22 protein-coding genes and 1 pseudogene are annotated in these 23,318 nt (G+C 63.4%); 16 read left to right on the plus strand and 7 right to left on the minus strand.

Going from position 1 to position 23,318, the window contains the following annotated elements:
• Window positions 1-206 precede the first annotated feature (206 nt).
• The 4 genes and pseudogenes from QBK88_RS30940 to QBK88_RS20525 form a co-directional block, all read right to left on the minus strand.
• Window positions 207-1,070: a methyl-accepting chemotaxis protein gene (locus tag QBK88_RS30940; RefSeq protein ID WP_445764971.1), complete on the minus strand. Its 864-nt coding sequence runs from the start codon at window positions 1,068-1,070 to the stop codon at window positions 207-209.
• Window positions 1,068-1,829, minus strand: a pseudogene (locus QBK88_RS30945) (Tar ligand binding domain-containing protein); the annotation flags it as partial. The pseudogene QBK88_RS30945 and the gene QBK88_RS30940, both read right to left, overlap by 3 nt.
• A gap of 239 nt (window positions 1,830-2,068) precedes the next feature.
• Complete coding sequence (gene queD, locus QBK88_RS20520; RefSeq protein ID WP_277963485.1) at window positions 2,069-2,425, minus strand: 6-carboxytetrahydropterin synthase QueD; 357 nt, start codon at window positions 2,423-2,425, stop codon at window positions 2,069-2,071.
• 50 nt (window positions 2,426-2,475) lie between these two features.
• Window positions 2,476-3,555: a patatin-like phospholipase family protein gene (locus QBK88_RS20525; RefSeq protein ID WP_277963486.1), complete on the minus strand. Its 1,080-nt coding sequence runs from the start codon at window positions 3,553-3,555 to the stop codon at window positions 2,476-2,478.
• A 335-nt stretch (window positions 3,556-3,890) separates the two neighbouring features.
• Here QBK88_RS20525 and QBK88_RS20530 point away from each other — a divergent pair, with 335 nt between their 5' ends.
• From QBK88_RS20530 to mrdA, 7 genes are all read left to right on the plus strand, one after another.
• A complete protein-coding gene (locus tag QBK88_RS20530) occupies window positions 3,891-4,199 on the plus strand; it encodes a PepSY domain-containing protein (protein WP_268142905.1) in 309 nt (102 codons plus the stop codon).
• On the plus strand, window positions 4,199-4,519 hold the full coding sequence (locus QBK88_RS20535; RefSeq protein WP_277963487.1) for a PepSY domain-containing protein: 321 nt from the start codon (window positions 4,199-4,201) through the stop codon (window positions 4,517-4,519). Before QBK88_RS20530 ends, QBK88_RS20535 begins: the two co-directional genes overlap by 1 nt.
• Complete coding sequence (locus tag QBK88_RS20540) at window positions 4,519-5,187, plus strand: response regulator transcription factor (protein WP_277963488.1); 669 nt, start codon at window positions 4,519-4,521, stop codon at window positions 5,185-5,187. Before QBK88_RS20535 ends, QBK88_RS20540 begins: the two co-directional genes overlap by 1 nt.
• Window positions 5,184-6,515, plus strand: a complete 1,332-nt coding sequence (locus QBK88_RS20545) for an ATP-binding protein (protein WP_277963489.1) — start codon at window positions 5,184-5,186, stop codon at window positions 6,513-6,515. Before QBK88_RS20540 ends, QBK88_RS20545 begins: the two co-directional genes overlap by 4 nt.
• A 72-nt stretch (window positions 6,516-6,587) precedes the next feature.
• On the plus strand, window positions 6,588-7,661 hold the full coding sequence (locus QBK88_RS20550; protein WP_277963490.1) for an AI-2E family transporter: 1,074 nt from the start codon (window positions 6,588-6,590) through the stop codon (window positions 7,659-7,661).
• Window positions 7,662-7,703: 42 nt separating this feature from the next.
• On the plus strand, window positions 7,704-8,399 hold the full coding sequence (locus tag QBK88_RS20555) for a GntR family transcriptional regulator (RefSeq protein ID WP_277963491.1): 696 nt from the start codon (window positions 7,704-7,706) through the stop codon (window positions 8,397-8,399).
• 358 nt (window positions 8,400-8,757) lie between these two features.
• On the plus strand, window positions 8,758-10,686 hold the full coding sequence (mrdA, locus tag QBK88_RS20560; protein WP_277963492.1) for a penicillin-binding protein 2: 1,929 nt from the start codon (window positions 8,758-8,760) through the stop codon (window positions 10,684-10,686).
• A gap of 101 nt (window positions 10,687-10,787) precedes the next feature.
• Here mrdA and QBK88_RS20565 read toward each other — a convergent pair whose 3' ends face one another.
• On the minus strand, window positions 10,788-11,936 hold the full coding sequence (locus QBK88_RS20565; protein WP_277963493.1) for an aldose epimerase family protein: 1,149 nt from the start codon (window positions 11,934-11,936) through the stop codon (window positions 10,788-10,790).
• Between the two features lie 204 nt (window positions 11,937-12,140).
• Between QBK88_RS20565 and QBK88_RS20570 the strand changes: the two genes are divergently transcribed.
• The 8 genes from QBK88_RS20570 to QBK88_RS20605 all read left to right on the plus strand — a co-directional run bounded on the left by QBK88_RS20570 (window position 12,141) and on the right by QBK88_RS20605 (window position 20,629).
• The gene (locus QBK88_RS20570) at window positions 12,141-13,019 is read left to right on the plus strand and encodes an SMP-30/gluconolactonase/LRE family protein (protein WP_277963494.1); all 879 of its coding nucleotides are present in this window, start codon (window positions 12,141-12,143) and stop codon (window positions 13,017-13,019) included.
• A 130-nt stretch (window positions 13,020-13,149) separates the two neighbouring features.
• The gene (locus QBK88_RS20575; RefSeq protein WP_277963495.1) at window positions 13,150-14,154 is read left to right on the plus strand and encodes a substrate-binding domain-containing protein; all 1,005 of its coding nucleotides are present in this window, start codon (window positions 13,150-13,152) and stop codon (window positions 14,152-14,154) included.
• Window positions 14,155-14,306: 152 nt separating this feature from the next.
• Entirely contained in the window at window positions 14,307-15,836 is a 1,530-nt protein-coding gene (araG, locus tag QBK88_RS20580) for an L-arabinose ABC transporter ATP-binding protein AraG (protein ID WP_277963496.1), read from the plus strand.
• Between the two features lie 21 nt (window positions 15,837-15,857).
• Window positions 15,858-16,823, plus strand: a complete 966-nt coding sequence (gene araH / locus QBK88_RS20585) for an L-arabinose ABC transporter permease AraH (protein ID WP_277963497.1) — start codon at window positions 15,858-15,860, stop codon at window positions 16,821-16,823.
• A gap of 330 nt (window positions 16,824-17,153) precedes the next feature.
• On the plus strand, window positions 17,154-17,762 hold the full coding sequence (locus tag QBK88_RS20590; protein WP_268142884.1) for a paraquat-inducible protein A: 609 nt from the start codon (window positions 17,154-17,156) through the stop codon (window positions 17,760-17,762).
• Window positions 17,759-18,373, plus strand: a complete 615-nt coding sequence (locus QBK88_RS20595) for a paraquat-inducible protein A (RefSeq protein ID WP_268142883.1) — start codon at window positions 17,759-17,761, stop codon at window positions 18,371-18,373. Before QBK88_RS20590 ends, QBK88_RS20595 begins: the two co-directional genes overlap by 4 nt.
• The gene (locus tag QBK88_RS20600; RefSeq protein ID WP_277963498.1) at window positions 18,366-20,033 is read left to right on the plus strand and encodes an MlaD family protein; all 1,668 of its coding nucleotides are present in this window, start codon (window positions 18,366-18,368) and stop codon (window positions 20,031-20,033) included. The genes QBK88_RS20595 and QBK88_RS20600 overlap by 8 nt, the downstream gene beginning before the upstream one ends.
• Window positions 20,034-20,038: 5 nt before the next feature.
• The gene (locus tag QBK88_RS20605) at window positions 20,039-20,629 is read left to right on the plus strand and encodes a PqiC family protein (RefSeq protein ID WP_277963499.1); all 591 of its coding nucleotides are present in this window, start codon (window positions 20,039-20,041) and stop codon (window positions 20,627-20,629) included.
• A 141-nt stretch (window positions 20,630-20,770) separates the two neighbouring features.
• Here the strand turns inward: QBK88_RS20605 and QBK88_RS20610 are convergent, their stop codons facing one another.
• Window positions 20,771-21,169, minus strand: coding sequence for a winged helix-turn-helix transcriptional regulator (locus tag QBK88_RS20610; RefSeq protein ID WP_277963500.1), 399 nt, complete (start codon window positions 21,167-21,169; stop codon window positions 20,771-20,773).
• An 86-nt stretch (window positions 21,170-21,255) separates the two neighbouring features.
• On the opposite strand from QBK88_RS20610, the gene QBK88_RS20615 reads away from it, so the two are divergent.
• Window positions 21,256-22,113 carry an SDR family oxidoreductase gene (locus tag QBK88_RS20615; RefSeq protein ID WP_277963501.1) on the plus strand — a complete coding sequence of 286 codons (858 nt, stop codon included), beginning with the start codon at window positions 21,256-21,258 and terminating at the stop codon, window positions 22,111-22,113.
• A gap of 7 nt (window positions 22,114-22,120) precedes the next feature.
• On the opposite strand, the gene QBK88_RS20620 is transcribed toward QBK88_RS20615, so the two are convergent.
• Entirely contained in the window at window positions 22,121-23,050 is a 930-nt protein-coding gene (locus tag QBK88_RS20620) for an AEC family transporter (RefSeq protein ID WP_277963502.1), read from the minus strand.
• Window positions 23,051-23,318 lie beyond the last annotated feature (268 nt).

The raw sequence follows: 23,318 nt of genomic DNA on the forward strand, positions 1-23,318 counted from the left end.
GGGCGCAACAGCTTTCCATGTGGGACCGGGCGAAGCTCGGGAAGGCCGCATCCGTAGCATCAGGCCGCTACTGAACCAGCCGCTCAATCATCAGGCACACTGCCCAGACACCGCCCACAGCATTATCAGGCGCTTCGTGCACTGCTCCGAGGTAGCGTTCTACAGTCACAAAAAACCACCCCGAAGGGTGGTTTGGCCACCTGCGCTCAGGCCCTGAACCTCGCTACCAACCCCGTCAGCTCATTGGCCAGTGCCGTCATTTCACGGCTCGCCGCGCTGGTCTGGCTAGCGCCCTGGGATGACTGGATCGACAGGTTGCGGATGTTGATCAGGTTATGGTCAACCTCCCGCGCCACATGGGACTGTTCCTGCGCCGCACTGGCAATGACCAGGTTGCGCTCGTTGATTTCGCCAATGGCACTGTAGATCTGCTCCAGCACCTCCCCACAGGATTGGGTCAACGTCAGGTTCTGCTGGGCTTTCTCGGTGCTGGAGCGCATCGAGTTCACCGCCGCCTCGGTACCGTTCTGCAACCGCACGATCATCTGTTCAATTTCCCGAGTGGACTCCTGCGTCCGGTGGGCGAGGGTGCGCACCTCGTCGGCCACCACCGCGAAACCCCGTCCCGCCTCACCGGCGCGTGCGGCTTCGATCGCGGCATTGAGGGCCAGCAGGTTGGTTTGCTCAGACACTGCGCGGATGACATCAAGCACCTTGCCGATCTCGCGTGTTTCGCCCGCCAGGGTCTGAATCAATTCCGCGCTACCCTGGATATCGGCAGCCATGGCATGAGTGCCTTCGATGGTGTCCTGCACCTGCTGACGGCTTTGCCGGGACAGAGCATTGGACGCTTCGGCCGCCTCGGAGGTCGACACCGCGTTGCGCGCTACCTCTTCAACCGCCGTGGTCATTTCCGTGACAGCCGTGGCGGCCTGTTCCAGCTCCTGGTCCTGTTGCTGTACGCCCCGGCTGGAGGCGTCCGTGACCGCATTGAGTTGCTGCGCCGCTGCGGCCAATTGCTGGGCCGAGGTGCTGATGTGGGAGATCGTCTGGCGCTGGCTGTCCTGCATGCGGCCAAGCTCGGCGAACAGCTCCCCTATTTCATTGCGGCTATTGACTTCGATAGGCTCACGCAGATCGCCAGCGGCGATACGCTTGAAGTGTTGCCCTGCCAGCTCCAGCGGGCGCAATACGCGTACCAGGATGAAGCTCCAGCAGCAGACGGCCAGCAGGACAGTGATCACTAGCAGCAATATGGCCGTGCCCGTGGCCTGTTTCAGGCGGCTGTCGGTCAAGGCCATCAAGGTGGTGCTGCGGTCGTTCAACGCCTGCATCAAGGTATTGCGTTGGTCCTGTAGCTTGCCCATGGCCGTGGAGGCCAGCTGGTTGGCGGTGAAATAAGCGGCCAGGTCGTTGGCACGGGTAGCTGCGCGCTGGGCCTCGATGGCTTTGCCGTACTCGACGAACGATTGTTCCAGCTGCAACCCCAATGGGGTGTTCTGTGGCTCCAGTGACTGACCGAAGTGGTCCACCAACTGGGCGGACGAGCGCCAGATTTCTTCTGAGCGCGTGAGCCGTGCCGCAGAGGCATCATGCTGGCCACCCAGGTTCTCCAGAAACGCCGAGGACACGTTGGCACTGGTGCGGATGGCCATGAGCAGTGCGTTGTTCAAGCGGTCGGCTGCCAGGGCGGTACGGTGCAACTCCTGCACCTGCGCGTCGCTTTGCTCGGCGCTATGCCAGGCACTCAAGGTGGAAAAGAGCAGGGCAGTGACAAACAGAACGAGGATGGCGCACATGCCTGTTCGGATGCTGAGGTGACGAAACATGACGATCAACTCCAGGGATCGAAAGAGGACGCGGACTCTTCACTCATCCTGAGGCGGAGGAGTGCATCTGGGTTGTTGTTATCAGAGTGATCCGCTCTCTCTATATCGCTGGCCTATTGCTAGCCTTGAGGGCTGAAATCAAGATTCGGGCGATTACCGACCAGAACTGCGGCAGGATGTCGCAGCCCAGGGCACAAAAAAACCACCGCAGGGGTGGTTTTTCAGGAGCCGCATGGGGATCAGTCGCCGTAGTATTCACAGCCGCTGGTGCAGGTTTCGTGAATGCGTACTTTCGACAGCTCAGGCAGCAATGGCTTTACCTGCGTCCATATCCACTTGGCCAGCACTTCGCTGGTAGGGTTTTCCAGGCCTGGGATGTCATTCAGGTAATTATGGTCGAGCTGTTCGTACAAGGGCTTGAAGATTGCCTTGATCTCGGAGAAATCGCGAATCCAGCCGGTGTGCGGGTCGACCGGACCGGTGAGGTGCAGCGCGACCTTGAAGGAATGGCCGTGCAAACGGCCGCATTTGTGCCCTTCGGGAACGTGCGGCAGGCGGTGAGCCGATTCGAAGGTGAACTCTTTGAAAATTTCCACGGTGTCATGAACCCGAAAAAGCCAATGCAATCGCCTAGTCTACCAGTAACTCAGAGCGCTTGCAGCGCATCCCCCAGTCGGCCCCGTTCAACCAATTCGAGAAACTCGTCGCCCAGCCGCCGGCTTTCACTCATTGCCGTTCGCCAATAGTCCTGGCGCGCCTTGTCCTGCCCCATGAAGCGCTTGAAATCACTGCGATCGGGTAATTTTCCATACGGCAGCCGCGCCAGGTAGTCGGTGGAGGGGGCCAGCAAGAGCACGTTGCGCAGGCGCTGGGCATCACCGCGGCGCCACGGCAGCGCCTTGTCGAACCAGCCGGGGATGACCTTGTCGGTGAAGTGCGGATACAGCACGATGTCTTCACCGCTATAAGGCAGATCCAGGTGGTAATCCAGCAGGCCCCCATCACGGAACGTGCCGGCGCCCGCACCGGGAATGTCACGTACGCCCTCCATGACCATGGGGATGGAGCCAGACGCCAGGAGCGCCTGGCGCAGGTTGCCCAGGTCCAGTGGCAGGCAGCGCGAAGGGAAGTCGGTCAACCCGTTCAACGGCGGGGCCAGGCGTTTGTCGTGGAGGATGACCCGTTCGAAATGTCGGGACAGGCGGGAGCGGCCGCGCAGGTTGTCGGCGATCACCGACCCCAGGCCCAGGCCCAGGTGGCCGCGGTGGTCCAGGGCCAGGCGGCCGTGGCTGCGCACCACCATGATGTTCAGGCGGTAGTGGGCATTGTCCAGTACCCGCGCATCCTGTCCAGCCAGCAGTTCGTCGAGCATGCGGTGGCAGCTCTGGCTGACTTCGGCCATGGTCACGCCCTTGGCGAAGCTCTGTTCGTTGTAAAGGCGCCCGAGCAGGCGCAGGCCGGCAACCGGGTCCGGCAGGCAGGCGCTGGCGAAGCGCCAGGAGCCGATCGATGCCCCTATCAGTGAACGTTCGCGCGTGGCCCGTGGCAACCACTCGCCAAACAGCGCCAGGTCCAGCCCTTGAATCCCCAGGGCCTTGGGGCCACCCGCGGCGCCGGGCAGGGTGCCCACGTCGCCAGGCTGCAGGCCACGCTCGCGGATGCGGGTCAGGGCCTGGTGGCCGGCCTTCAAGGTCAGGGACGGGGATTTGACGTGGATGGCGCTCATTGAAGGATCTCATGCGGGGCAGGTGAATTTACTGCATTTCGCCTTGGCTTTGCACGGCCTGGCCTTCCAGGTGGTGCATGAACCGTATGTTTCAGGCCGATGAAGCAGGCAGGCGCTGGCTTGTCAGCGAGCTTTTCGAGCTTCAACCGCTCACCTGCACGTCGGGTCATCCCGTGATTCTTTCGCAAAGGATATTTCCTACAAAACTTTGGTCCATGTCTGGCTGCACCTCTTTCGGCTATCCGTTAGGGTGATGGCCTTTCACTTTCAGCTTCAATTAAGTTGGTCCGGTTAGCCTTGGCTCCGTAAACACTTATTGAGCCACGGAGCTACCCATGAAACAGTTGACTGCCCTGATCACCACCGTCACCCTGGCCCTCGGCGCTACTGCCGTCCAGGCTCGCGACCTGGGCCCCGACGAAGCGTTGCGCCTGCGCGACGCTGGTACCATCCAGTCGTTCGAGAAACTCAACGCCGCCGCAATCGCTCGTCACCCCGGCACCACAGTCAAGGAAACCGAACTCGAGGAATCCTATGGCAAGTACCTGTATCAGGTAGAGCTGCGCGACGCCAAGGGTGTCGAGTGGGACCTGGAACTGGATGCTGTCACTGGCGAGATCCTCAAGGACCACCAGGACACCTGATGAACAACACTCACCGGCGGGGCCCGCTGCTGGCCCTGGCCGCCTGCTGTTGCCTGGCCAGCCCCCATGCCGGCGCCCACGACCTGGGGCAGGACGAAGCCTTGCTGCTGCGCCAGGCCGGGGTCATCCTGCCCCTTGAGCAATTGCTGCAGAAGGCCATGGACCGCTACCCTGGCGCCAAGCTGCTGGAAGCTGAGCTTGAGGAACATCACGGTGTCTATACCTATGAAGTGGAGTTGCTGACCCCCGACGGCGTGGTACGCGAGATCAAGCTGCACGCCGCGAACGGGGACGTGCTCAAGGACAAGGAAGACGACTGATGCGTTTGCTGCTGGTGGAAGACAACGTGCCCCTGGCCGATGAGCTGGCGGCCGGGCTCAAGGCTCAAGGCTACGCCGTCGACTGGCTGGCCGATGGCCGCGATGCCGTTTACCAAGGGTCCGTGGAACCCTACGACCTGATCATTCTCGACCTGGGGCTGCCTGGCCTGCCGGGGCTCGAGGTACTGGCCCAGTGGCGCGCTGGCGGCGTCGCCGTGCCGGTGCTGGTGCTGACCGCCCGTGGCTCCTGGGCCGAGCGCATCGTCGGGCTGAAAGCCGGCGCCGACGATTACCTGAGCAAGCCCTTTCATCCCGAGGAGTTGCACTTGCGCGTCCAGGGCCTGCTGCGCCGCGCGCGCGGGGTGGCCAACCAGCCGACGTTGCAGGCCGCGGGCCTGCACCTGGACGAAAGCCGCCAGTGCGTCCGTCAGGCCGATACCGACGTGCAGCTCACGGCGGCGGAGTTTCGCCTGTTGCGCTACTTCATGCTGCACCCCGGGCAGATCCTGTCCAAGGGCCACCTGGCCGAGCACCTCTACGACGGTGAGACCGAGCGCGATTCCAACGTGCTGGAAGTCCACGTCAACCACCTGCGCCGCAAGCTGGGGCGCGCGGTGATCGAAACACGGCGCGGCCAGGGTTACCTGTTCGGGGCGGGCGCCGCTTGAAGTCCATCCAGGGGCGGTTGAGTGTCGGCCTGATCAGCGTGCTGGTGGTGGTCGGCGTGGCGGTGGCGCAACTTAGCCTGTGGTTGTTCGAAATGGGGCTGCAGCGTTACCTGGAAGCGGGCCTGCGCAACGAGAGCGAAAACCTGGTGGTCGCCCTGGTGCGGGGCCCCGATGGCCTGCAGTTGGATGACCGGCGCATGTCCCCGGCTTATGAGCGGCCGTTTTCCGGACACTATTTTCGTATCGACTTCGCCGACGCCCATTGGCGTTCCCGTTCGCTCTGGGACCAGGAGTTTCCCCAGCCCGACGCCGTCGGCCTGCATTCCGACCTTACCCTGGGCCCGGAAGGGCAGTGGCTGCTGGTGCTGCGCGCCGATTACAAGCGGCTGGGCCAGGCACTGTCCATCAGCGTGGCCCAGGACTACACACCGGTACGCGACAGCTTCCAGCGCTTGCAGCGCATCGGCCTGGGCATGGGCCTGGCGGCGCTGGTGCTGATCCTGGTGCTGCAGCGCCTGACGGTCAAGCGGGCGTTGCGGCCGCTGGAGCGCGCCCGTGAGCAGATCGCCCAGTTGCAACAGGGCCAGCGCTCCCAGCTGGATACCCAGGTGCCCGTGGAGCTTGAGCCGCTGGTGGCGCAGGTCAACCACTTGCTGGCCCATACCGAAGACAGCCTGCGCCGCTCGCGCCATGCCCTGGGCAACCTGGGGCATGCGCTGAAAACTCCCATGGCGGTGCTGTTCAGCCTGGTGGCTGGCGAGCGCCTGGCGGGCCAGCCCGCCTTGGCCAAAGCCCTGCGCGAGCAGTTGGAGCAGATCGAGCAACGTCTGGGCCGCGAGCTCAACCGTGCCCGCCTGGCGGGGGATGCCTTGCCAGGCGAATTGTTCGACTGCGCCCAGGAACTGCCGGGCCTGCTGGCCACGCTGCGCATGATCCACGGTGAAGAGTTGCACATCAGCACTCACCAGCCGCCAGGCCTCAAGCTGCCGTGGGACCGGGAGGACCTGCTAGAAGTACTGGGCAACCTGCTGGACAACGCCTGCAAATGGGCGGACAGCGACGTGCGCCTGACGTTGACGCGCCGCGACCTCGGCTACCTGATCGAGGTGGACGACGATGGCCCCGGCATCCCCGAGCCACGGCGCGAGGCCGTGCTCAACCGCGGGGCGCGGCTGGATGAACAGGTCAGCGGCCATGGCCTGGGGCTGGGTATCGTTCGCGACATCGTCGATGCCTGGGGGGGAACCCTGGAACTGCTCGCCAGCCCCCTGGGCGGCTTGCGGGTGCGCATTGGCCTGCCCCCGCGCGCGACGGACATCAACCGCTAAACTCCTCCGCCGATCCGTTGCCTAACGCCTGTGCGGCCACCGCCGCACCGCGTTGACTGACATGGACCGGACATGAACGAAACTCTTCTGCAACACAAAGCCCTGATGGTGCTGCTCACCCTGGTTACCCTGGCGTTCATCTGGATCATGCTGCCTTTCTACGGGGCCATCTTCTGGGCGGTTATCCTCGGTATCGTATTCGCGCCGCTGCAACGGCGCCTGACCCTCAAATTCAACCGGCGGCGCAACCTGGGCGCCCTGGCCACGCTACTCATCTGCCTGGTCATCGCCATCTTGCCGGTCATCATCGTCAGTGCCCTGCTGGTGCAGGAGGGCACGTCGCTGTACCACAACATCGAAAGCGGGCAGTTGGACATCGCTGGCTACATTACCCAATTCAAGCATGCGCTGCCCGACTCCCTGCAACACCTGGCCGACCGCATGGGCATGGGCAACATGGAGGGCCTGCGGGACAAGATCAGCAAATGGGCGTTGCAGGGCAGCCAGTACTTCGCCAGCCAGGCATTCAGCTTCGGCCAGGGCACGTTCGACTTCCTGATCAGCTTCGGCATCATGCTTTACCTGCTGTTCTTCTTCCTGCGCGACGGCCCCGACCTGGTCCGCCGCATTCGCACGGCCGTGCCGTTGGCGGAGCACCAGAAGCGCCGCCTGCAGTTGAAGTTCAACCGGGTGGTGCGCGCCACGGTCAAGGGCAACCTGTTGATGGCTGTTGTACAGGGGGCGTTGGGCGGCCTGATTTTCTGGTTCCTCGACATTCCCAGCGCGTTGCTGTGGGCGGTGGTCATGGCCTTCATGTCGTTGCTGCCAGCGGTAGGGGCCGGGGCGGTGTGGGCGCCGGTAGCCGCGTTCTTCCTGCTCAACGGGCAGATCTGGCAGGGCGCCTTGCTGACGGGCTATGGGCTGTTGGTGATCGGCATGGTCGACAATGTGCTGCGCCCTATCGTGGTGGGCAAGGACACACGCATGCCCGACTACCTGATTCTGGTCTCGACCCTGGGTGGCCTGGCGGTCTTCGGCCTCAACGGCTTCGTGATCGGGCCGCTGATCGCGGCGTTGTTCATGTCCAGCTGGTCGATTTTCGCCGCCACCAAGCAACAGGTGAAGCTGCCCCAAGACCTGGCCTGATCTGGTTTATCATGCTCGCGCACTTAGGGTGGACGACATGAAATGAATAAACCTGAGCAACGGGTATTGATTGCGCTGCGCAAGATGATCGCGGCCGGGGAACTGGCCGCGGGTGAGCGGGTGTTCGAGGTGACGGTCGCGCAGCAGCTGGAGGTGTCGCGTACGCCCGTGCGCCTGGCCTTTCGCACCCTGGAACAGGAGGGCCTGCTGGTGCAGCACGGTGGCCGCGGCTACCAGGTGCGCCAGGTCAGTGCCGAGGATGTGGCCGGCGCGGTGCAAGTGCGTGGGGTACTGGAAGGGCTCGCGGCACGGCAAGCTGCCGAGCGCGGGCTGTCGGTCGCGGACCTGAAGGTGCTGGAGGAATGCCTGACCCTGGGCGACGCCCTGTTCACCAAAGGCCACCTGACCGACGAAGACCTGCAGGCTTACGACGAGCTCAACCTGCGTTTTCACCGCGTCATCGTCGAGGCCAGTGGCAACCCGGCCATTGCCCAGGCCCTGGCCCGCCTGGCCCACTTGCCGTTTGCCTCGGTGGCGGCGCTGATGGCCGATTCCAAGGACCTTGCGGGCGAGTATCGGCGTTTCAACTTCTCGCACATGCAACACCATGCCATCGTCGATGCCCTGGCCAGCCGCCAGGCTACCCGTGCGGAGGCGTTGATGAGCGAGCACGCCAATGCCACGCTGCGTTATGCCAGGATGTTCACCCTGGCCAGTGAGCGCTCCCGGGCCCCGTAGCAGCGGACCTGGCCGCGTCACCTGCACCGCGCAGTATCAGATTCAACCCATTCAGCGCCGCCGCGTCCCCTGCAACCCGCCAGCGAGAAATGTCACTTAAAGGGATCCACCAAACCCGGCATAATGTGCTCCCCCCGGCGGGTGATACGTCGCCCCGCGGGACATCAGCCTTGAGGCACACCGGCTGCATTCGTTAACATCGCGCACGCCGAGCGTGCTGCCTACGGCATTTGTCTCTTTTTCCTACGCGCCCGGAGGGCGTTTCACCCCCTGAAACCGGCGTTTGCTCTTTTCTGGCAGGCGTGTCGAGGTGTTCGGGGACTGCTGTTTTTTCATTTTTTGTCGTCAGAGCGGTTCAATGCCACAACCCATTCCCTTGAAAGACCACGAAAACGAGAAGCGCCTGGTCAACCGGCGTCTGGTCGCGTGCGCGGTCTTTGTGCTGGCCCTGAGTTTCGCCCTGGTGGGGCGCCTGTATTTCCTCCAGGTCATCGAGTTCGCTTACCACTCCACCATTTCCGAGAACAACCGCGTCCACGTGTTGCCCATTCCGCCCGAGCGCGGCGTCATCTATGACCGCAACGGTGTGGTACTGGCCACCAACCGGCCCAGTTTCAACATGACCCTAACCCGGGAGCGGGCAGGGGACTACAAGAAGGTGCTGGACGAAGTGGTGCAGGTGCTCAGCCTCACCGACGATGACCGCAAACAGTTCGACAAGGAACTCAAGCGCGTACGCCACCCGTTTGAGCCGGTGACGCTGATGTACGAGTTGACCGAGGAGCAGATCGCCAAGATCGCCGTCAACCAGTACCTGCTGCCAGGCATCGACGTAGAGGCGCAGTTCGTGCGCGAGTACCCGATGGGCGCGCATTTCGCCCATTCGGTGGGCTACGTGGGGCGAATCAACGAAAAAGAGTCCAAGACCCTGGACCAGACCGAATACCGCGGCACCCAGTCGGTGGGCAAGACCGGTATCGAGCGTTTCTACGAGGCCCAGCTGCATGGCCACGTGGGCTACGAAGAAGTGGAAACCAACGCCCAGGGCCGGGTGATGCGGGTACTGCGCCACACCGACCCGGTACCGGGCAAGAACATCGTACTGAGCCTTGATTCGCACCTGCAGCAAGCCGCCGAGGATGCCCTGGGCGATCGCCGGGGCTCGGTGGTGTGCATCGACCCCGACACCGGCGAGGTGCTGGCGATGGTCAGCAAGCCGGCCTTTGACCCTAACCTGTTCGTGACCGGCATCAGTTTCAAGCAATACGCGGCGCTGCGCGATTCCATCGACCGACCGCTGTTCAACCGGGCCCTGCGCGGCCTGTACGCACCAGGTTCCACCATCAAGCCGGAAGTGGCCATCGCCGGCCTCGACAGTGGCGCCACTACCGCCCAGTCACGGGTGTTCGACCCCGGTTACTACGAGCTGCCCAACTACGACCACAAATACCGCAACTGGAACCACAGTGGTGACGGCTGGGTGGACATGGACGCGGCCATCATGCGCTCAAACGACACCTACTTCTACGACCTGGCCCACAAGCTGGGCGTCGACCGCCTGCACGACTACCTGACCAAGTTCGGCCTGGGTCAGAAAGTGTCCATGGACATGTACGAGGAAGCGCCCGGCCTGATGCCGTCACCGGCGTGGAAGCGCGCCACCCGTCGCCAGGCCTGGTTCCCGGGCGAAACGCTGATTCTGGGTATCGGCCAGGGCTACATGCAGGTCACGCCGTTGCAGCTGGCCCAGGCCACCAGCCTGATTGCCGCCAAGGGCGTATGGCGCCGCCCACACCTGGCCGACACGGTCGGTGGCGTGGCACCCGTGGACGATAACCCGATGCCCAACATCGTGCTGCGCAACAACCAGTACTGGGAGCAGGTGAACCACGGCATGCAGCTGGTGATGCACGACCCGCGCGGCATCGCCCGTGCGGCAGCCCAGGGCGCCCAGTACCGCATCGCCGGCAAGAGTGGCACGGCGCAGGTAGTGGCGATCAAGCAGGGTGAGCGTTACAACCGCCTCAAGACCCTGGAGCGCAACCGCGACAACGCCTTGTTCGTCGGCTTCGCACCTGCGGAACACCCGAAGATCGTGGTATCGGTGATGATCGAAAACGGCGAGGCCGGGGGGCGTGTGGCTGGCCCGGTGGTGCGGCAGATCATGGACGCCTGGCTGCTGGACCAGAACGGCCACCTCAAGCCCGAATACGCCAACCCCACGCCGCCGGCCAAGGCTGACCCTGTGGCCGCGGCGCCGGCGCATCCCAAGCACACGCCGGTATAGGCCCTGCTGGTTAAAACCGCGTTACAGGGTCCGCGTAGCGGCGGACCTGGCCGCGCCTGACACTACACACCATCAGGCCCACCGCATGCCCCCGCAACCCGCTACTTGGCGCTGAACTTGAACACGGTGGTCTGGGTATAAGCCTTGCCCGGATCCAGCCGTGTGGTGGGGAACGCCGCCTGGTTCGGCGAGTCAGGATAATGCTGGGCTTCCAGCGTGAACGCGCCCCAGTGCGGGTACACCTTGCCGCCCTTGCCGTGGATGCTGCCATCCAGGAAGTTCGCCGTGTACAACTGCACCCCTGGCTCAGTGGTGTAGAACTGCAGCACCCGACCTGAGCTCGGGTCCGTTACCTCGGTAGCCAGTTTCTTCACGTCGCCGTGGGTATCCAGTACCCAGTTGAAATCAAAGCCGCCTTGCTTGGGCTCCGCGAACTTCAACTGTGGGTGGTCATCCTTGATGTGTGCACCAAAGGCCGTGGGCTTGAGGAAGTCCATTGGGGTGCCGGCCACGGGGGCCAGTTCGCCGGTGGGAATCAGTTTGGCGGTCACCGGGGTGTAATGGGCGCCATGCACCGTGGCTACCTGCTTGAGGATATCGCCGTCGCCAGCCCCTGCCAGGTTGAAGTAGCTATGGTTGGTGAGGTTGAGCACCGTCGGTTTGTCAGTGGTGGCATGGTAGTCGATGCGCAGCTCGTTCTTGTCATTGAGGCTGTAGGTGACCTGGGTGTTCAAGGTGCCGGGAAAGCCCATCTCGCCGTCGGCCGACACGTAGGTCAGGGTCACGCCGACGCTATCGCCGGTCTTGGCCGGCTGTGCTTTCCACACATGCTTGTCGAAACCCTGGGTACCGCCGTGCAGCGAATTGGGGCCGTCGTTGGTGGGCACCTGGAAGCTCTTGCCGTCCAGGCTGAAGCGCCCCTCGGCCAGGCGGTTGCCATACCGGCCGATGGTGGCGCCGAAATACACGGTGGGGTTGGCCTGGTAACCCTTGAGGTCATCAAAGCCCAGCACCACGTCGGCCGCCTTGCCGTGTTTGTCGGGCACCAGCAGCGACTGCAAGATGCCGCCGTAGGTAATAATGGTGGCCTGCATGCCATGGCTGTTGCGCAGGGTGTATTTCTCGATGGCGGTGCCATCGGGCAAGCTGCCGAAACTGCTGCGTTCGCTGGTCAGGCCGGCGGCCTGGGCGCTGAGGGTCGCCATCATGATCGAGAGTCCGAGGCTGGCAAGGGTGAGGGGGGTATGCATGGTAAGCCTTCCTTTTTGTTGTTTTGGCGGATGCTTTCGGAAATTTCCGGTCTATTGGTCAGACTATTTACCTGTTTTTTTGCTTCAGAGAGCCTTTATAGTCGAAAAAACATCACTTGAAAAATAAATGGTAATACTATTTAGTAGGCAAAACACAGTACTCAAGCGTCAGCACCAACAATAAAAACAATCGAAGGGCGTGACATGAATTGGCAGGCACTTACCCCCGTGCGTTACCGACTCGCCGAAGGCGCGTTCTGGGACGCGCCCACCCAAGGCCTTTACTGGGTCGACATCGCCGGCTTCAAGGCGTGCCGCTTGCTGGGCGGCGAACTGCACACCTGGCAACTGAGCGAGCCGGTTTCGGCGTTCATTCCCACCCAGGCGGGCGATGCGCTGGTGACCCTGGCCAGTGGCGTCCATCGTCTGGACCTGGCGTCTCCCGGCCACGCGCCGAAACTGACACTGTTATGCCAACCCGACCCGGTGCCGGGCAACCGGGCCAACGAAGCGCGGTGCGACCCCCAGGGCCGGCTGTGGCTGGGCAGTATGCAGAACAACCTGGATACCGAAGGCGGCGACCTGCCGCTTGAGCGCCGCAGCGGTGGGTTGTTTCGTATTGACCATCAGCGTGACGTCAAGGCGGTGCTGAGCGAGCAGGGCATCGTCAATACGCTGCTGTGGACCGCCGATGGCGGTGCGCTGTTGAGTGCCGATACCCTCGACGGGGTGATCTACCGTTACCCCTTGGGCGCCGATGGACTTCCAGGCCCTCGCCAGCCCTGGGCGGCGGAGCACCCACGAGGCGATCCCGATGGCTCGGCCATGGACACCGATGGCTACGTATGGAATGCGCGCTGGGGCGGCCACTGCCTGCTGCGCTTTGCCCCTGATGGAAGTTTGGACCGTATAGTCGAATTGCCAGTGGAGCACCCCACCAGTTGTGTGTTCGGCGGCCCTGACCTCACCCGGTTGTACGTGACCAGTTCGCGTCAGGCGGGCGGCGGGGGCGAACTGGATGGCGCCGTGCTATGGGCCGATGTGGGCGTGCAAGGCCTGCCGTGCCATCGCTACGGCGGCTGAGCGGTGAGGTGACACTACGTTACATAGAAACCCCGTGTTACATGCTAAGACTGTAAATCGCACCTTTGCGGGTGCGCCACTCAAACCGCTGGTCGCTGTAGCTATTTCAAATAAGAACAAGGAGTTAGCTATGTTGAGTCGCCATGGGATGCGTTCCCTGTGCTGTGCCGCCGTTTCCGCCGCCGTGCTGGGCCTGGGGTCGACAGCGTTCGCTGCCGATCAGGTCAAGATCGGCTTCCTGGTCAAGCAGGCCGAGGAACCCTGGTTCCAGACCGAATGGGCCTTCGCCGAGAAAGCCGCCAAGGACAAGGGCTTCGAGCTGATCAAGATCGCCGTGCCCGACGGTGAGAAAACCCTCTCTGCTATCGATAGCCTGGCCGCCAACGGCGCCAAGGGCTTCGTCATCTGCCCGCCGGACGTAGGGCTGGGCCAGGCCATCGTTGCCAAGGCCAAGGCCAATGACTTGAAGGTCATGGCGGTGGATGATCGTTTCGTCGACGGCAACGGCAAGTTCATGGAAGACGTGCCTTACCTGGGCATGGCCGCTTTCGAGGTAGGCCAGAAGCAGGGCGCGGCAATGGCCGATGAGGCTAAAAAGCGCAGTTGGGACTGGAAAGACACCTACGCGATCATCAGCACTTACAAAGAACTGGACACGGGCAAGAAACGCACCGACGGTTCGATCGACGCGCTGAAAAAAGCGGGTCTGCCAGCCGATCACATCCTGGAAACCGCGCAGAAAACCCTCGACGTTCCTGGTGGCATCGACGCCGTCTCATCGGCGCTGCCCAAGCTGCCGCGGGGTGCTAAAAACCTGATCATTGGCGGGATGAATGACAACACCGTGCTCGGTGGCGTGCGGGCCACCGCCTCCAACGGGTTCGAGCCCGACCAGGTGATCGGCATCGGCATCAACGGCACCGACGCCATCGACGAGCTGAAAAAACCGAAAAGCGGCTTCTTTGGGTCGATGCTGCCAAGCCCGGACAAGGAAGGCTACAACACGGCCTCGCAGATGTACGAGTGGGTCACCACGGGCAAAGAGCCGCCCAAGTACACCGCCATGGACGACGTGACGCTCATCACCCGCGCCAACTTCCAGGACGTGCTGACCAAGATCGGCCTGTGGAAATGATACCTGGCTGACCGGATTGATGCGGGGCCTCTGCAGCGCCGGGCGACGCTCGGGAAGCAGGCGCTTCGCGCTTCCAGGTATACCGCGGCGGTCTGCTTCTCGAGCTTCGCCCGGCCCCACAGGGTTCGTCGTTCCAGTGAAGGTTACTTTTCATGCATGCATCCCCGGCAACACAACAACAAACCGCCACCGGCAGCCTGCGCTTCGACGCCATCGGCAAGAACTTCCCCGGCGTGCGCGCGCTATCCGACATCAGCTTCACCGCCCACCCGGGCCAGGTGCTGGCGCTGATGGGCGAGAACGGCGCGGGCAAGTCGACCCTGCTCAAGATCCTCGGCGGCGCCTATACCCCCAGCGCCGGCCAGGTGCTGATAGGCGAGCAGCCCATGGCCTTCAAGTCGGCCGCCGACAGCATCGCCGGCGGTGTGGCGGTCATTCACCAGGAGTTGCACCTGGTGCCGGAAATGACCGTGGCCGAGAACCTGCTGCTGGGCCACATGCCGGCGCGGTTCGGCCTGGTCAACCGCGGCGCCATGGTGCGCCGTGCCCGGGAGCTGCTCAAGGGGCTGGCCGACGAGATCGACCCCTCCACGCGCCTGGGCGAGTTGTCTCTGGGCCAGCGACAACTGGTGGAAATCGCCAAGGCCATGTCGCGCAATGCCCATGTCATCGCGTTCGACGAGCCCACCAGCAGCCTGTCGGCCCGCGAAATAGATCGCTTGATGACGATCATTACCCGGCTGCGTGACGAGGGCAGGGTGATTCTGTACGTGTCCCACCGGATGGAAGAGATTTTCCGCATCTGCGATGCCGTCACGGTGTTCAAGGACGGCCGCTTCGTGCGCACGTTCGAGGACATGGCGCAGTTGACCCATGACCAGCTGGTGACCTGTATGGTCGGCCGCGATATTCAGGATATCTATGACTACCGCCCGCGCGCGCAACACGGCGTGGCATTGCAGGTAACCGGGCTGTTGGGTCCTGGCCTGCAGGAACCGGTGAGCTTCAGCGTCAGCAAGGGCGAGGTGCTGGGCTTCTTCGGCCTGGTGGGTGCCGGGCGCACCGAACTGCTGCGGCTGTTGTCCGGGCTGGCCCGTCACAGTGCCGGCAGCGTCGCCCTGGAAGGCCGGGCCTTGCACCTCAGGAACCCGCGCCAGGCCATCGACGCCGGCATCCTGCTGTGCCCCGAAGACCGCAAGAAAGAGGGTATCGTGCCGCTGTCCAGCGTCGCCGAGAACATCAACATCGGCGCCCGCAGCCGCCACGCCTACCTGGGCTGCCTGTTGCAGGGGCGCTGGGAACGGGAAAACGCTCGCCAGCAGATCAGCGCCATGAACGTCAAGACGCCCAGCCCGGCGCAGCAGATCATGTTCCTGTCCGGCGGCAACCAGCAGAAGGCCATTCTCGGCCGCTGGCTGTCGATGCCCATGAAGGTGTTGCTGCTGGACGAGCCTACCCGGGGCATCGACATCGGCGCCAAGTCGGAGATCTACCAGATCATCCATAACCTGGCCGCCCAGGGCATCGCGGTGATCGTGGTGTCCAGTGACCTGATGGAAGTGATGGGTATCAGCGACCGCATTCTGGTGATGAGCGAAGGCGCGCTCACCGGTGAACTGACGCGTGAACAGGCCGATGAATCGCGCCTGTTGCAATTAGCACTGCCACGCAGCCGTGGCTGAACAATAATAAACGAGGTGCTTATGACCACTCCCACAACCCTGCACGCTCCGCGGCAAGGATTGAACATGCGGCGTTTTCTTGATGAGTGGGCCATGCTCCTGGCGGCCCTGGGCATCTTCCTGTTGTGCACACTGGTGATCGACAACTTCCTCTCGCCCATGAACATGCGCGGGCTGGGGCTGGCGATTTCGACTACCGGCATCGCGGCCTGCACCATGCTCTACTGCCTGGCCTCCGGGCATTTCGACCTGTCGGTCGGTTCGGTGATCGCTTGCGCCGGGGTCATTGCCGCGGTGGTGATGCGCGACACCAACAGCGTTTTCCTGGGGGTATCCGCGGCCCTGGGCATGGGCCTGCTCGTCGGGCTGATCAATGGCATCGTCATCGCCAAGCTGCGCATCAACGCGTTGATCGCGACGCTGGCGACCATGCAGATAGTGCGCGGCCTGGCCTACATCTTCTCCAACGGCAAGGCGGTGGGGGTGATGGATGAAGGGTTCTATGTGTTCGGCAATGGCCAGGTGATGGGCGTGCCGGTACCGATCCTGATCACCATCGTGTGCTTCATCTTCTTTGGCTGGCTGCTCAATTACACCACCTACGGGCGCGACACCATGGCCATCGGCGGCAACCAGGAAGCCGCGCGCCTGGCCGGCGTGCACGTGGACCGCACCAAGATCATCATTTTCGCCGTGCACGGCCTCGTCGGCGCGCTGGCCGGCGTGGTGCTGGCCTCGCGCATGACCTCCGGGCAACCCATGGTCGGCCAGGGTTTCGAACTGACGGTGATTTCCGCCTGCGTACTGGGCGGGGTGTCGTTGAGCGGCGGCATCGGCATGATCCGCCACGTGATCGCGGGCGTGCTGATTCTGGCGATCATCGAGAACGCCATGAACCTGAAAAACATCGACACCTTCTACCAGTACGTCATTCGCGGCACCATCCTGCTGATCGCGGTGATCATCGACCGGCTCAAGCAGCGGTAGAAGACCCGAGCCCTGAGGCGGTTTCATGCCTGGCCTTCAGGGCCCTTCGCCGATGTCATCATGGCCACCCAGCGCTAGTCGATGGTTGTGTGGCGCCCTCAAGATCGAGCGCCGCCCGCGCGGCGCTTCGCGAGCAAGAGCTCGGCGCCCCCCCTCGCTCCCACGGTTGTTTCGGGCCAGGCATGTCTGTGGGATTGCCTCGGTACCGCAGTACGCCACGGCATCCTTTCCCCTGCTATCCAAGCTGATTACCTGTGTATCCTAAGCTGAACTAGACGCGGCGCTGCCATTCAAAGGAAAATGCCGCTCCCACCCGCTGCAACGAGCCACATGGACACTCCCGACCTGATCATCTGCGAGCATTGCGACTCCGTTTACCAGCCCACGCCGCTGGTCCGCGGGCAGAAAGCCTTTTGCCTGCGCTGCGGGGCCGTGATCGGCCGCGGTGGGCACATGACTGCCCAGCAACTGCTGGCACTGTCCATCTGCGCGGCCATCGTCTTCTGCTTCGCCAACGCCTTCCCGGTCATCTCCATCAGCCTGCAAGGCCTGAGCAACGAAGCGACCCTGTGGCAGTCGGTCGAGGCCCTGGCCCAGGGGCGCATCAGCGTGATCGCCGCCGTCGCCGGGTTGACCATCATCCTCGCGCCCATGCTGCAGATCATTTTGCTGTGCTGGGTGCTCAGCTTCGCCGTGGCCGGCACCGCCGCGCCCGGGTTCAAGGCGTGCATGCGTGCCCTGGAGCACCTGCGCCCCTGGAGCATGCTCGAGGTGTGCCTGCTGGGTATTCTGGTGGCCATCGTCAAACTGGGCGGCATGCTCGATGTGCACCCGGGGCTGGGGCTCTGGGCCCTGGCGATGCTCACGGTGCTGATCATCCTGATCTCCGGCAAGGGCATCCGCCGCCTGTGGCATGACCTGGAGGGCGTGATCCCGTGAGCCTGCCACCTTATGCCCGTGACCTGAACCTGGTGCTGTGCCATACCTGCGGCCAGGCGTGCCCCCTGGGCACCCATGAATGCCCGCGCTGTGATTCGGTGGTGCACCGCCGCAAGCCGGAAAGCCTGGGGCGTACCTGGGCGTTCCTGATCGCCAGCCTGATTTTCTACATACCCGCTAATCTGCTACCGGTGATGTTCACCAACATGTTCGGCAGTGGCAGTGAAAACACCATCATGAGCGGTGTCATGGAATTCTGGAGCAGTGGCTCCTGGGACATCGCCCTGCTGATCTTCATCGCCAGCGTGGCGGTGCCGTGCCTGAAGTTCGCCGTGCTCGGCACTTTGCTCATCACCTGCCAGCGGCGCAGCCAGTGGGCCATGCGCGAGCGTTCGAAGCTGTACCGGCTGATCGAGATCATCGGCTACTGGTCGATGCTCGACGTGCTGGTGGTGGCGCTGGTGGCGGCGCTGGTGCAATTCCGCTCGCTGAGCAGCATCGAGCCGCGGCTGGGTATCCTGTTTTTTGGTTTGGTTGTGGTACTGACGATGTTGGCTGCCATGAGTTTTGATCCCCGGCTTATCTGGGATGCAGAGGTTGAAGATGTCTGATCACCCAAGTTCCACCCTCACGCCTTCGAGCCCTGAAGTCCGGCGCCGACGTTTCAACGTCTCGCTGGTCTGGCTGGTGCCGATCGTGGCCGCCTTGATCGGCCTGTCGATGGTGGTGCACAAGGCCCTGTCGGCCGGCCCGCAGATCGTGGTCAGCTTCCTGACGGCCGAAGGCCTGGAGGCCAACAAGACCCAGGTCAAGTACAAGAACGTGGTGATCGGCAAGGTCACCGCCATCGCCCTCAGTGAAGACCGCGGGCACATCGACGCCACCATCGAGCTGGACCAGTCGGCGAAGGCCTTCACCGCCCGCGACGCCCGCTTCTGGGTAGTGCGCCCGCGCATTGGCGCTGGTGGCGTGTCCGGGGTCGATACCTTGCTGTCCGGTGCCTTCATTGGCGCCGACCCGGGCGAGGCGAAGGACACCGAGAAAAACTTCGTCGGCCTGGAAAACCCGCCGGCCATCACCTATGGCCAGAAGGGCAAGCGCTTTACCCTGCACACCGCGGACCTGGGCTCGCTGGACATCGGCTCGGCGGTGTATTACCGCCGTATCCAGGTGGGGCAGGTGGTCTCCTACAAGCTGGCCGATGACGGCAAGGGCGTCGACATCGACGTCTTCATCAATGCTCCCAACGATCAATACGTGAAAAAGGACAGCCGCTTCTGGAACGCCAGCGGCGTGGACGTGAGCCTGGGCGCCAACGGCCTGAAGGTGAACACCCAGTCGGTGGCCTCGATTCTGTCGGGCGGTATCGCCTTCATCGAACCCAACTACACCGCCGACAAGGCCCTGGCGGACGAGAACGCCCAGTTCACCCTGTTCGACGACCAGGAAACCGCGCTGGCGCCGCCCGACGGCGAGGCGCGTTATGTGCAGATGCGTTTCGACCAGTCCTTGCGCGGCCTGGCGGTGAACGCCCCGGTGGAATTCCTGGGCGTGAACGTGGGCAAGGTGGTGTCGGTTGACCTGGACTACGACGCCAAGAGCGAAACCTTCCCCACGGTGATCGGCGCGGTGATCTACCCCAACCGCCTGGGCAAGGCCCACGACAAGCTGCTGGCGCAGATGGGCGGTGAAGACGATGCCAAGGGCGCCCAGTTGATGGGCCAGTTCGTGCGCCATGGCCTGCGTGCCCAGGCCCGCAGTGCCAACCTGCTGACCGGGCAGTTGTACATTTCCATGAACTTCGTGGCCAACGCCAAGACCGTGGCGTTCGACCAGAACGCGCGGCCGATGATGATCCCCACCGTGCCAGGCAGCCTGGACAAGCTGCAGGAGCAGATGCAGGCCTTCGTCGACAAGCTCAGCAAGATCCCTATCGACCAGATTGCCGACAACCTCAATGGCAGCCTGGGCCAGTTGAACAAGACGCTGGAAAACGTCAACGGCCAGGTGCTGCCGGAAATGCGTGACACCCTGGCGCAGACCAAGAAAACCCTGGCCAACGCCGGCGACAGCTTCGCTGAAGACTCGCCGCAGCGCCAGCAACTGGGCCAGGCCCTGGACGAAGTGCAGCGCACGGCGCGTTCGGTGCGCGTGCTCACCGATTTCCTGGGCCGCCACCCGGAAGCGCTGATCCGTGGCCGCCTCAAGGACGGCAAGCCGGACGCTTACCAGCCGACGTCGTCGACTTCTCGTGAAACTGATCAGGAATGACCGCCATGACACTACGTTCCCTGGCCCTGCTGGCCACCCTGGGCCTGGCGGCCTGCAGCTCGGCGCCAACGCATTACTACACCCTGGTGCCCACGGCGCCACAACACGCCGCAGCCGTCACGGCGCCAGGCTTTCAGTTCGAAATGCTGAGCGTGCGCATGCCGGTGCAGGTTGACCAGCCGCAGCTGGTGGTACGCCAGAGTGGCGGTGGCCTGGCCATTCTCGAAACCGAACGCTGGGGCGCGCCGCTGGCCGACGAATTCCACGACGCCCTGGCCGGGCAACTGGAGCAGAAGCTGGGTACCCGCGACCTGGCAGGGCTGCCCAAGGCCACCGACAAGCCGGTGGTGTCGCTGCAGACCGACGTGCGCCGTTTTGATTCGCTGCCCGGCCAGTATGCCTTGATCGATGTGGTGTGGAGCCTCAGCCAGCGCAGCGATGGCCAGAAGCGTCGCAGCCTGACCTGTGGCAGCGTGATCCGCGAACCATCGGGCGTGAGCATGGACGAACTGGTGCTGGCGCATCAGAAAGCAATCGGGCAACTGGCCACGCAGATTGCGCGTGCTGCCAATGGCTGGGCCTGTCCAGCCCTCTGACCGCCGATGCAACCCAACCCCCCTGTGGGGCCGGGCGAAGCTCGGGAAACGATCACCCGGCTGGCTCAGGCCCTGCGCGGTGCCCCGTTCCCGAGCTTCGCCCGGTCCCAGAGGGGGTTGAGCAATCCTTCCATGCCCGGGTCAGTCCGCCAAGGCCTCGGCATTGGCCTCGCGGTAGGCCATGATCTGCGGCAGCGTCCGCTCGATCCAGTCCGCCAGCCCGCCCACCAGCGCCGCCGCTTCCTCCCCCCAGGGCGTCAGGCGGTACTCCACATGGGGTGGCACCACCGGCAACGAGGTGCGCAGCACCAACCCATCCCCTTCGAGCCCCTGCAGCGTCTGCGCCAGCATCTTCTCGCTGACCCCGCCGATCTTGCGCCGCAGGTCGCTGAAGCGGTGCATGCCGTCCGATAGAATCACCAACACCAGTACGCCCCAGCGGCTGGTGACATGCTTGAGTACTTCCCGGGAAGGGCAGTCGGCGTGCATCAGCTCGCCGCGGCGCGCCTGGGCCTGGAACGAATCGTGGGGCGGGGTCATGAATACTTACCTTTTTGTGCGTACTTACTTTTAGTTAGTTTAGGCTATAAGGTGATTGCTCTTCCATCCCATCAAGGAAAAACATCATGTTTGCAGTAACCGGTGCTACAGGTCAGTTGGGCCGTCTGGTGATCGCCGCCTTGCTCAAGAACGGTGTGAAGGCCGACCAGATCATTGCCCTGGCCCGCCACCCTGAAAAAGCCGCTGACCTTGAGAAGGATGGCGTGCAGGTGCGCGACTTCAACTATACCCAGCCAGAAGCCATGGTCATCGGGTTGGAGGGTGTCGACAAGTTGCTGCTGATTTCGTCCAACGAACTGGGCCAGCGCGCCACCCAGCATCGGCATGTGATCAAAGCGGCCAAGGAGGCGGGCGTCCAACTGCTGGCGTACACCAGCGTGCTGCACGCCACCGGTTCGGCCCTGGGCCTGGCCGCCGAGCATGTACAGACCGAGCAGGCGCTGGCCGCCAGCGGCGTGCCCCATGTGCTGCTGCGCAATGGCTGGTACAACGAGAACTACACCGGGGGCGTACCAAGTGCGGTGGCTCACGGTGCCTTGCTGGGCGCCGCCGGGGAGGGCCGCATTTCATCGGCGGCCCGTGCCGATTACGCTGAAGCCGCGGCCGTGGTGCTGGCCGGCCAAGGTCACGAGGGCAAGACCTACGAACTGGCCGGCGACAGCAGCTACACCCTCGCGGAACTGGCCGCCGAAATAGCCCGGCAGGCCGGCAAGCAAGTGCCTTACAAGGACCTCCCGGAGGCCGAGTACAAGGAGGCGTTGATTCAGGTGGGCCTGCCGAAGCCGGTGGCCGAACTGCTGGCCAACTCCGACGCCGCGGCCGCCAAGGGCGCGCTGTTCGATGACAGCAAGGTGCTGAGCAAATTGATCGGCCGCGCCACCACGCCAGTGGCTGAGTCGGTGGCGCTAGCCCTGCGCGCTTGAATGGGCCTCAGTTGTTGATCACGTACAGGCACACCGACAGGGTCACCAGTGACCCCAGGGTGGAGACCAGGATAGTGCTGGAGACTACCGAGGCTTCGCGCTTGTAGTACTCGGCCAGCATGAACGGCCCGGTGCCCGTGGGCAGGGCGCTGAGCAGCAGCGCCGAGTGGGCCCAGAGCGGCGGCAGGTGAAACACCTTGTAGGCCAGGAACCAGGTCAGCACCGGGTGAGCCACCAACTTGATCAGCACCAGCAGCGAGGTCCCTTCACGGGGACCTTGCTGTTTCTGTGCCAGAAACAGGCCCAGGGAGATCAGCGCGCACGGCGTGGTGGCCGCCCCCAGCAGGCCCAGAAACTTGCTGGCGGGGGCGGGCAGGGGGGCGCCGGTCATGGCCCAGCAGGCGCCCAGGATCGGCGAAATCACCAGCGGGTTCTTTGCCAGCGCTACCAGCACCTTGAACACGATGCGGTGCACCTGTGCCTCGCTCTGCAACCCGACTTCGATGCACACCAGGGCCAGCCCGAACAGCACGCACACCACCAGCAGCGAAGCGATCAACGCCGGTTCCAGGCCGCCGCTGCCCAGCACCATGACGCACAGCGGAATGCCGATATAGCCGGTGTTGGCGTATGAGGCACTGAGGGCATCGATGCTGGCATCGGCCAAGTGCCCGGCCTTTTTCCAGCGCAGGGCCAGGGTCAGTACAAACATCGCCAAGGTGCCCAGCGTGAAAGTGGCGACGAACCCGGGATGCCAGATCTGTTCCCAGGTAGCGGTGGCCGTGGAGGTGAACAACAGCGCGGGCAGGCACAGCCATACCACCATGCGGTTGATTTCCGAGGCGGCGGTGGGCCCCAGGCGGTGGGTGCGTCGGCACACGAACCCGACCAGGATCAGGGCGAAAATGGGCAACAGCACGTTGAGCACGGAAGACATGGGGGGCTTGAACCTTGGCGTCAGACAGGCCGGCAAGGTTAAGGAAGTGAATCGTTAGCGTCCAATCCTATTCAGGACTCCCTGCGTTGTAAGTAAATGCTTACACGCGCTGGCGGGAATCTCCTCTAGACCTACCCTGATGGGATCCCTACAATTGGATCCATCAACTGCTGCACAGGAGTGCAGTGGGATCAAGGACGATCGACCATTGGCCCGGAGGGCTGCCGACAAGGAGTTGGATGGTCTTGAAGAAAACCCGCTTCGGCGG

It is taken from the genome of Pseudomonas sp. RIT-To-2, from assembly GCF_029623465.1.
Taxonomy (GTDB): domain Bacteria; phylum Pseudomonadota; class Gammaproteobacteria; order Pseudomonadales; family Pseudomonadaceae; genus Aquipseudomonas; species Aquipseudomonas silvicola.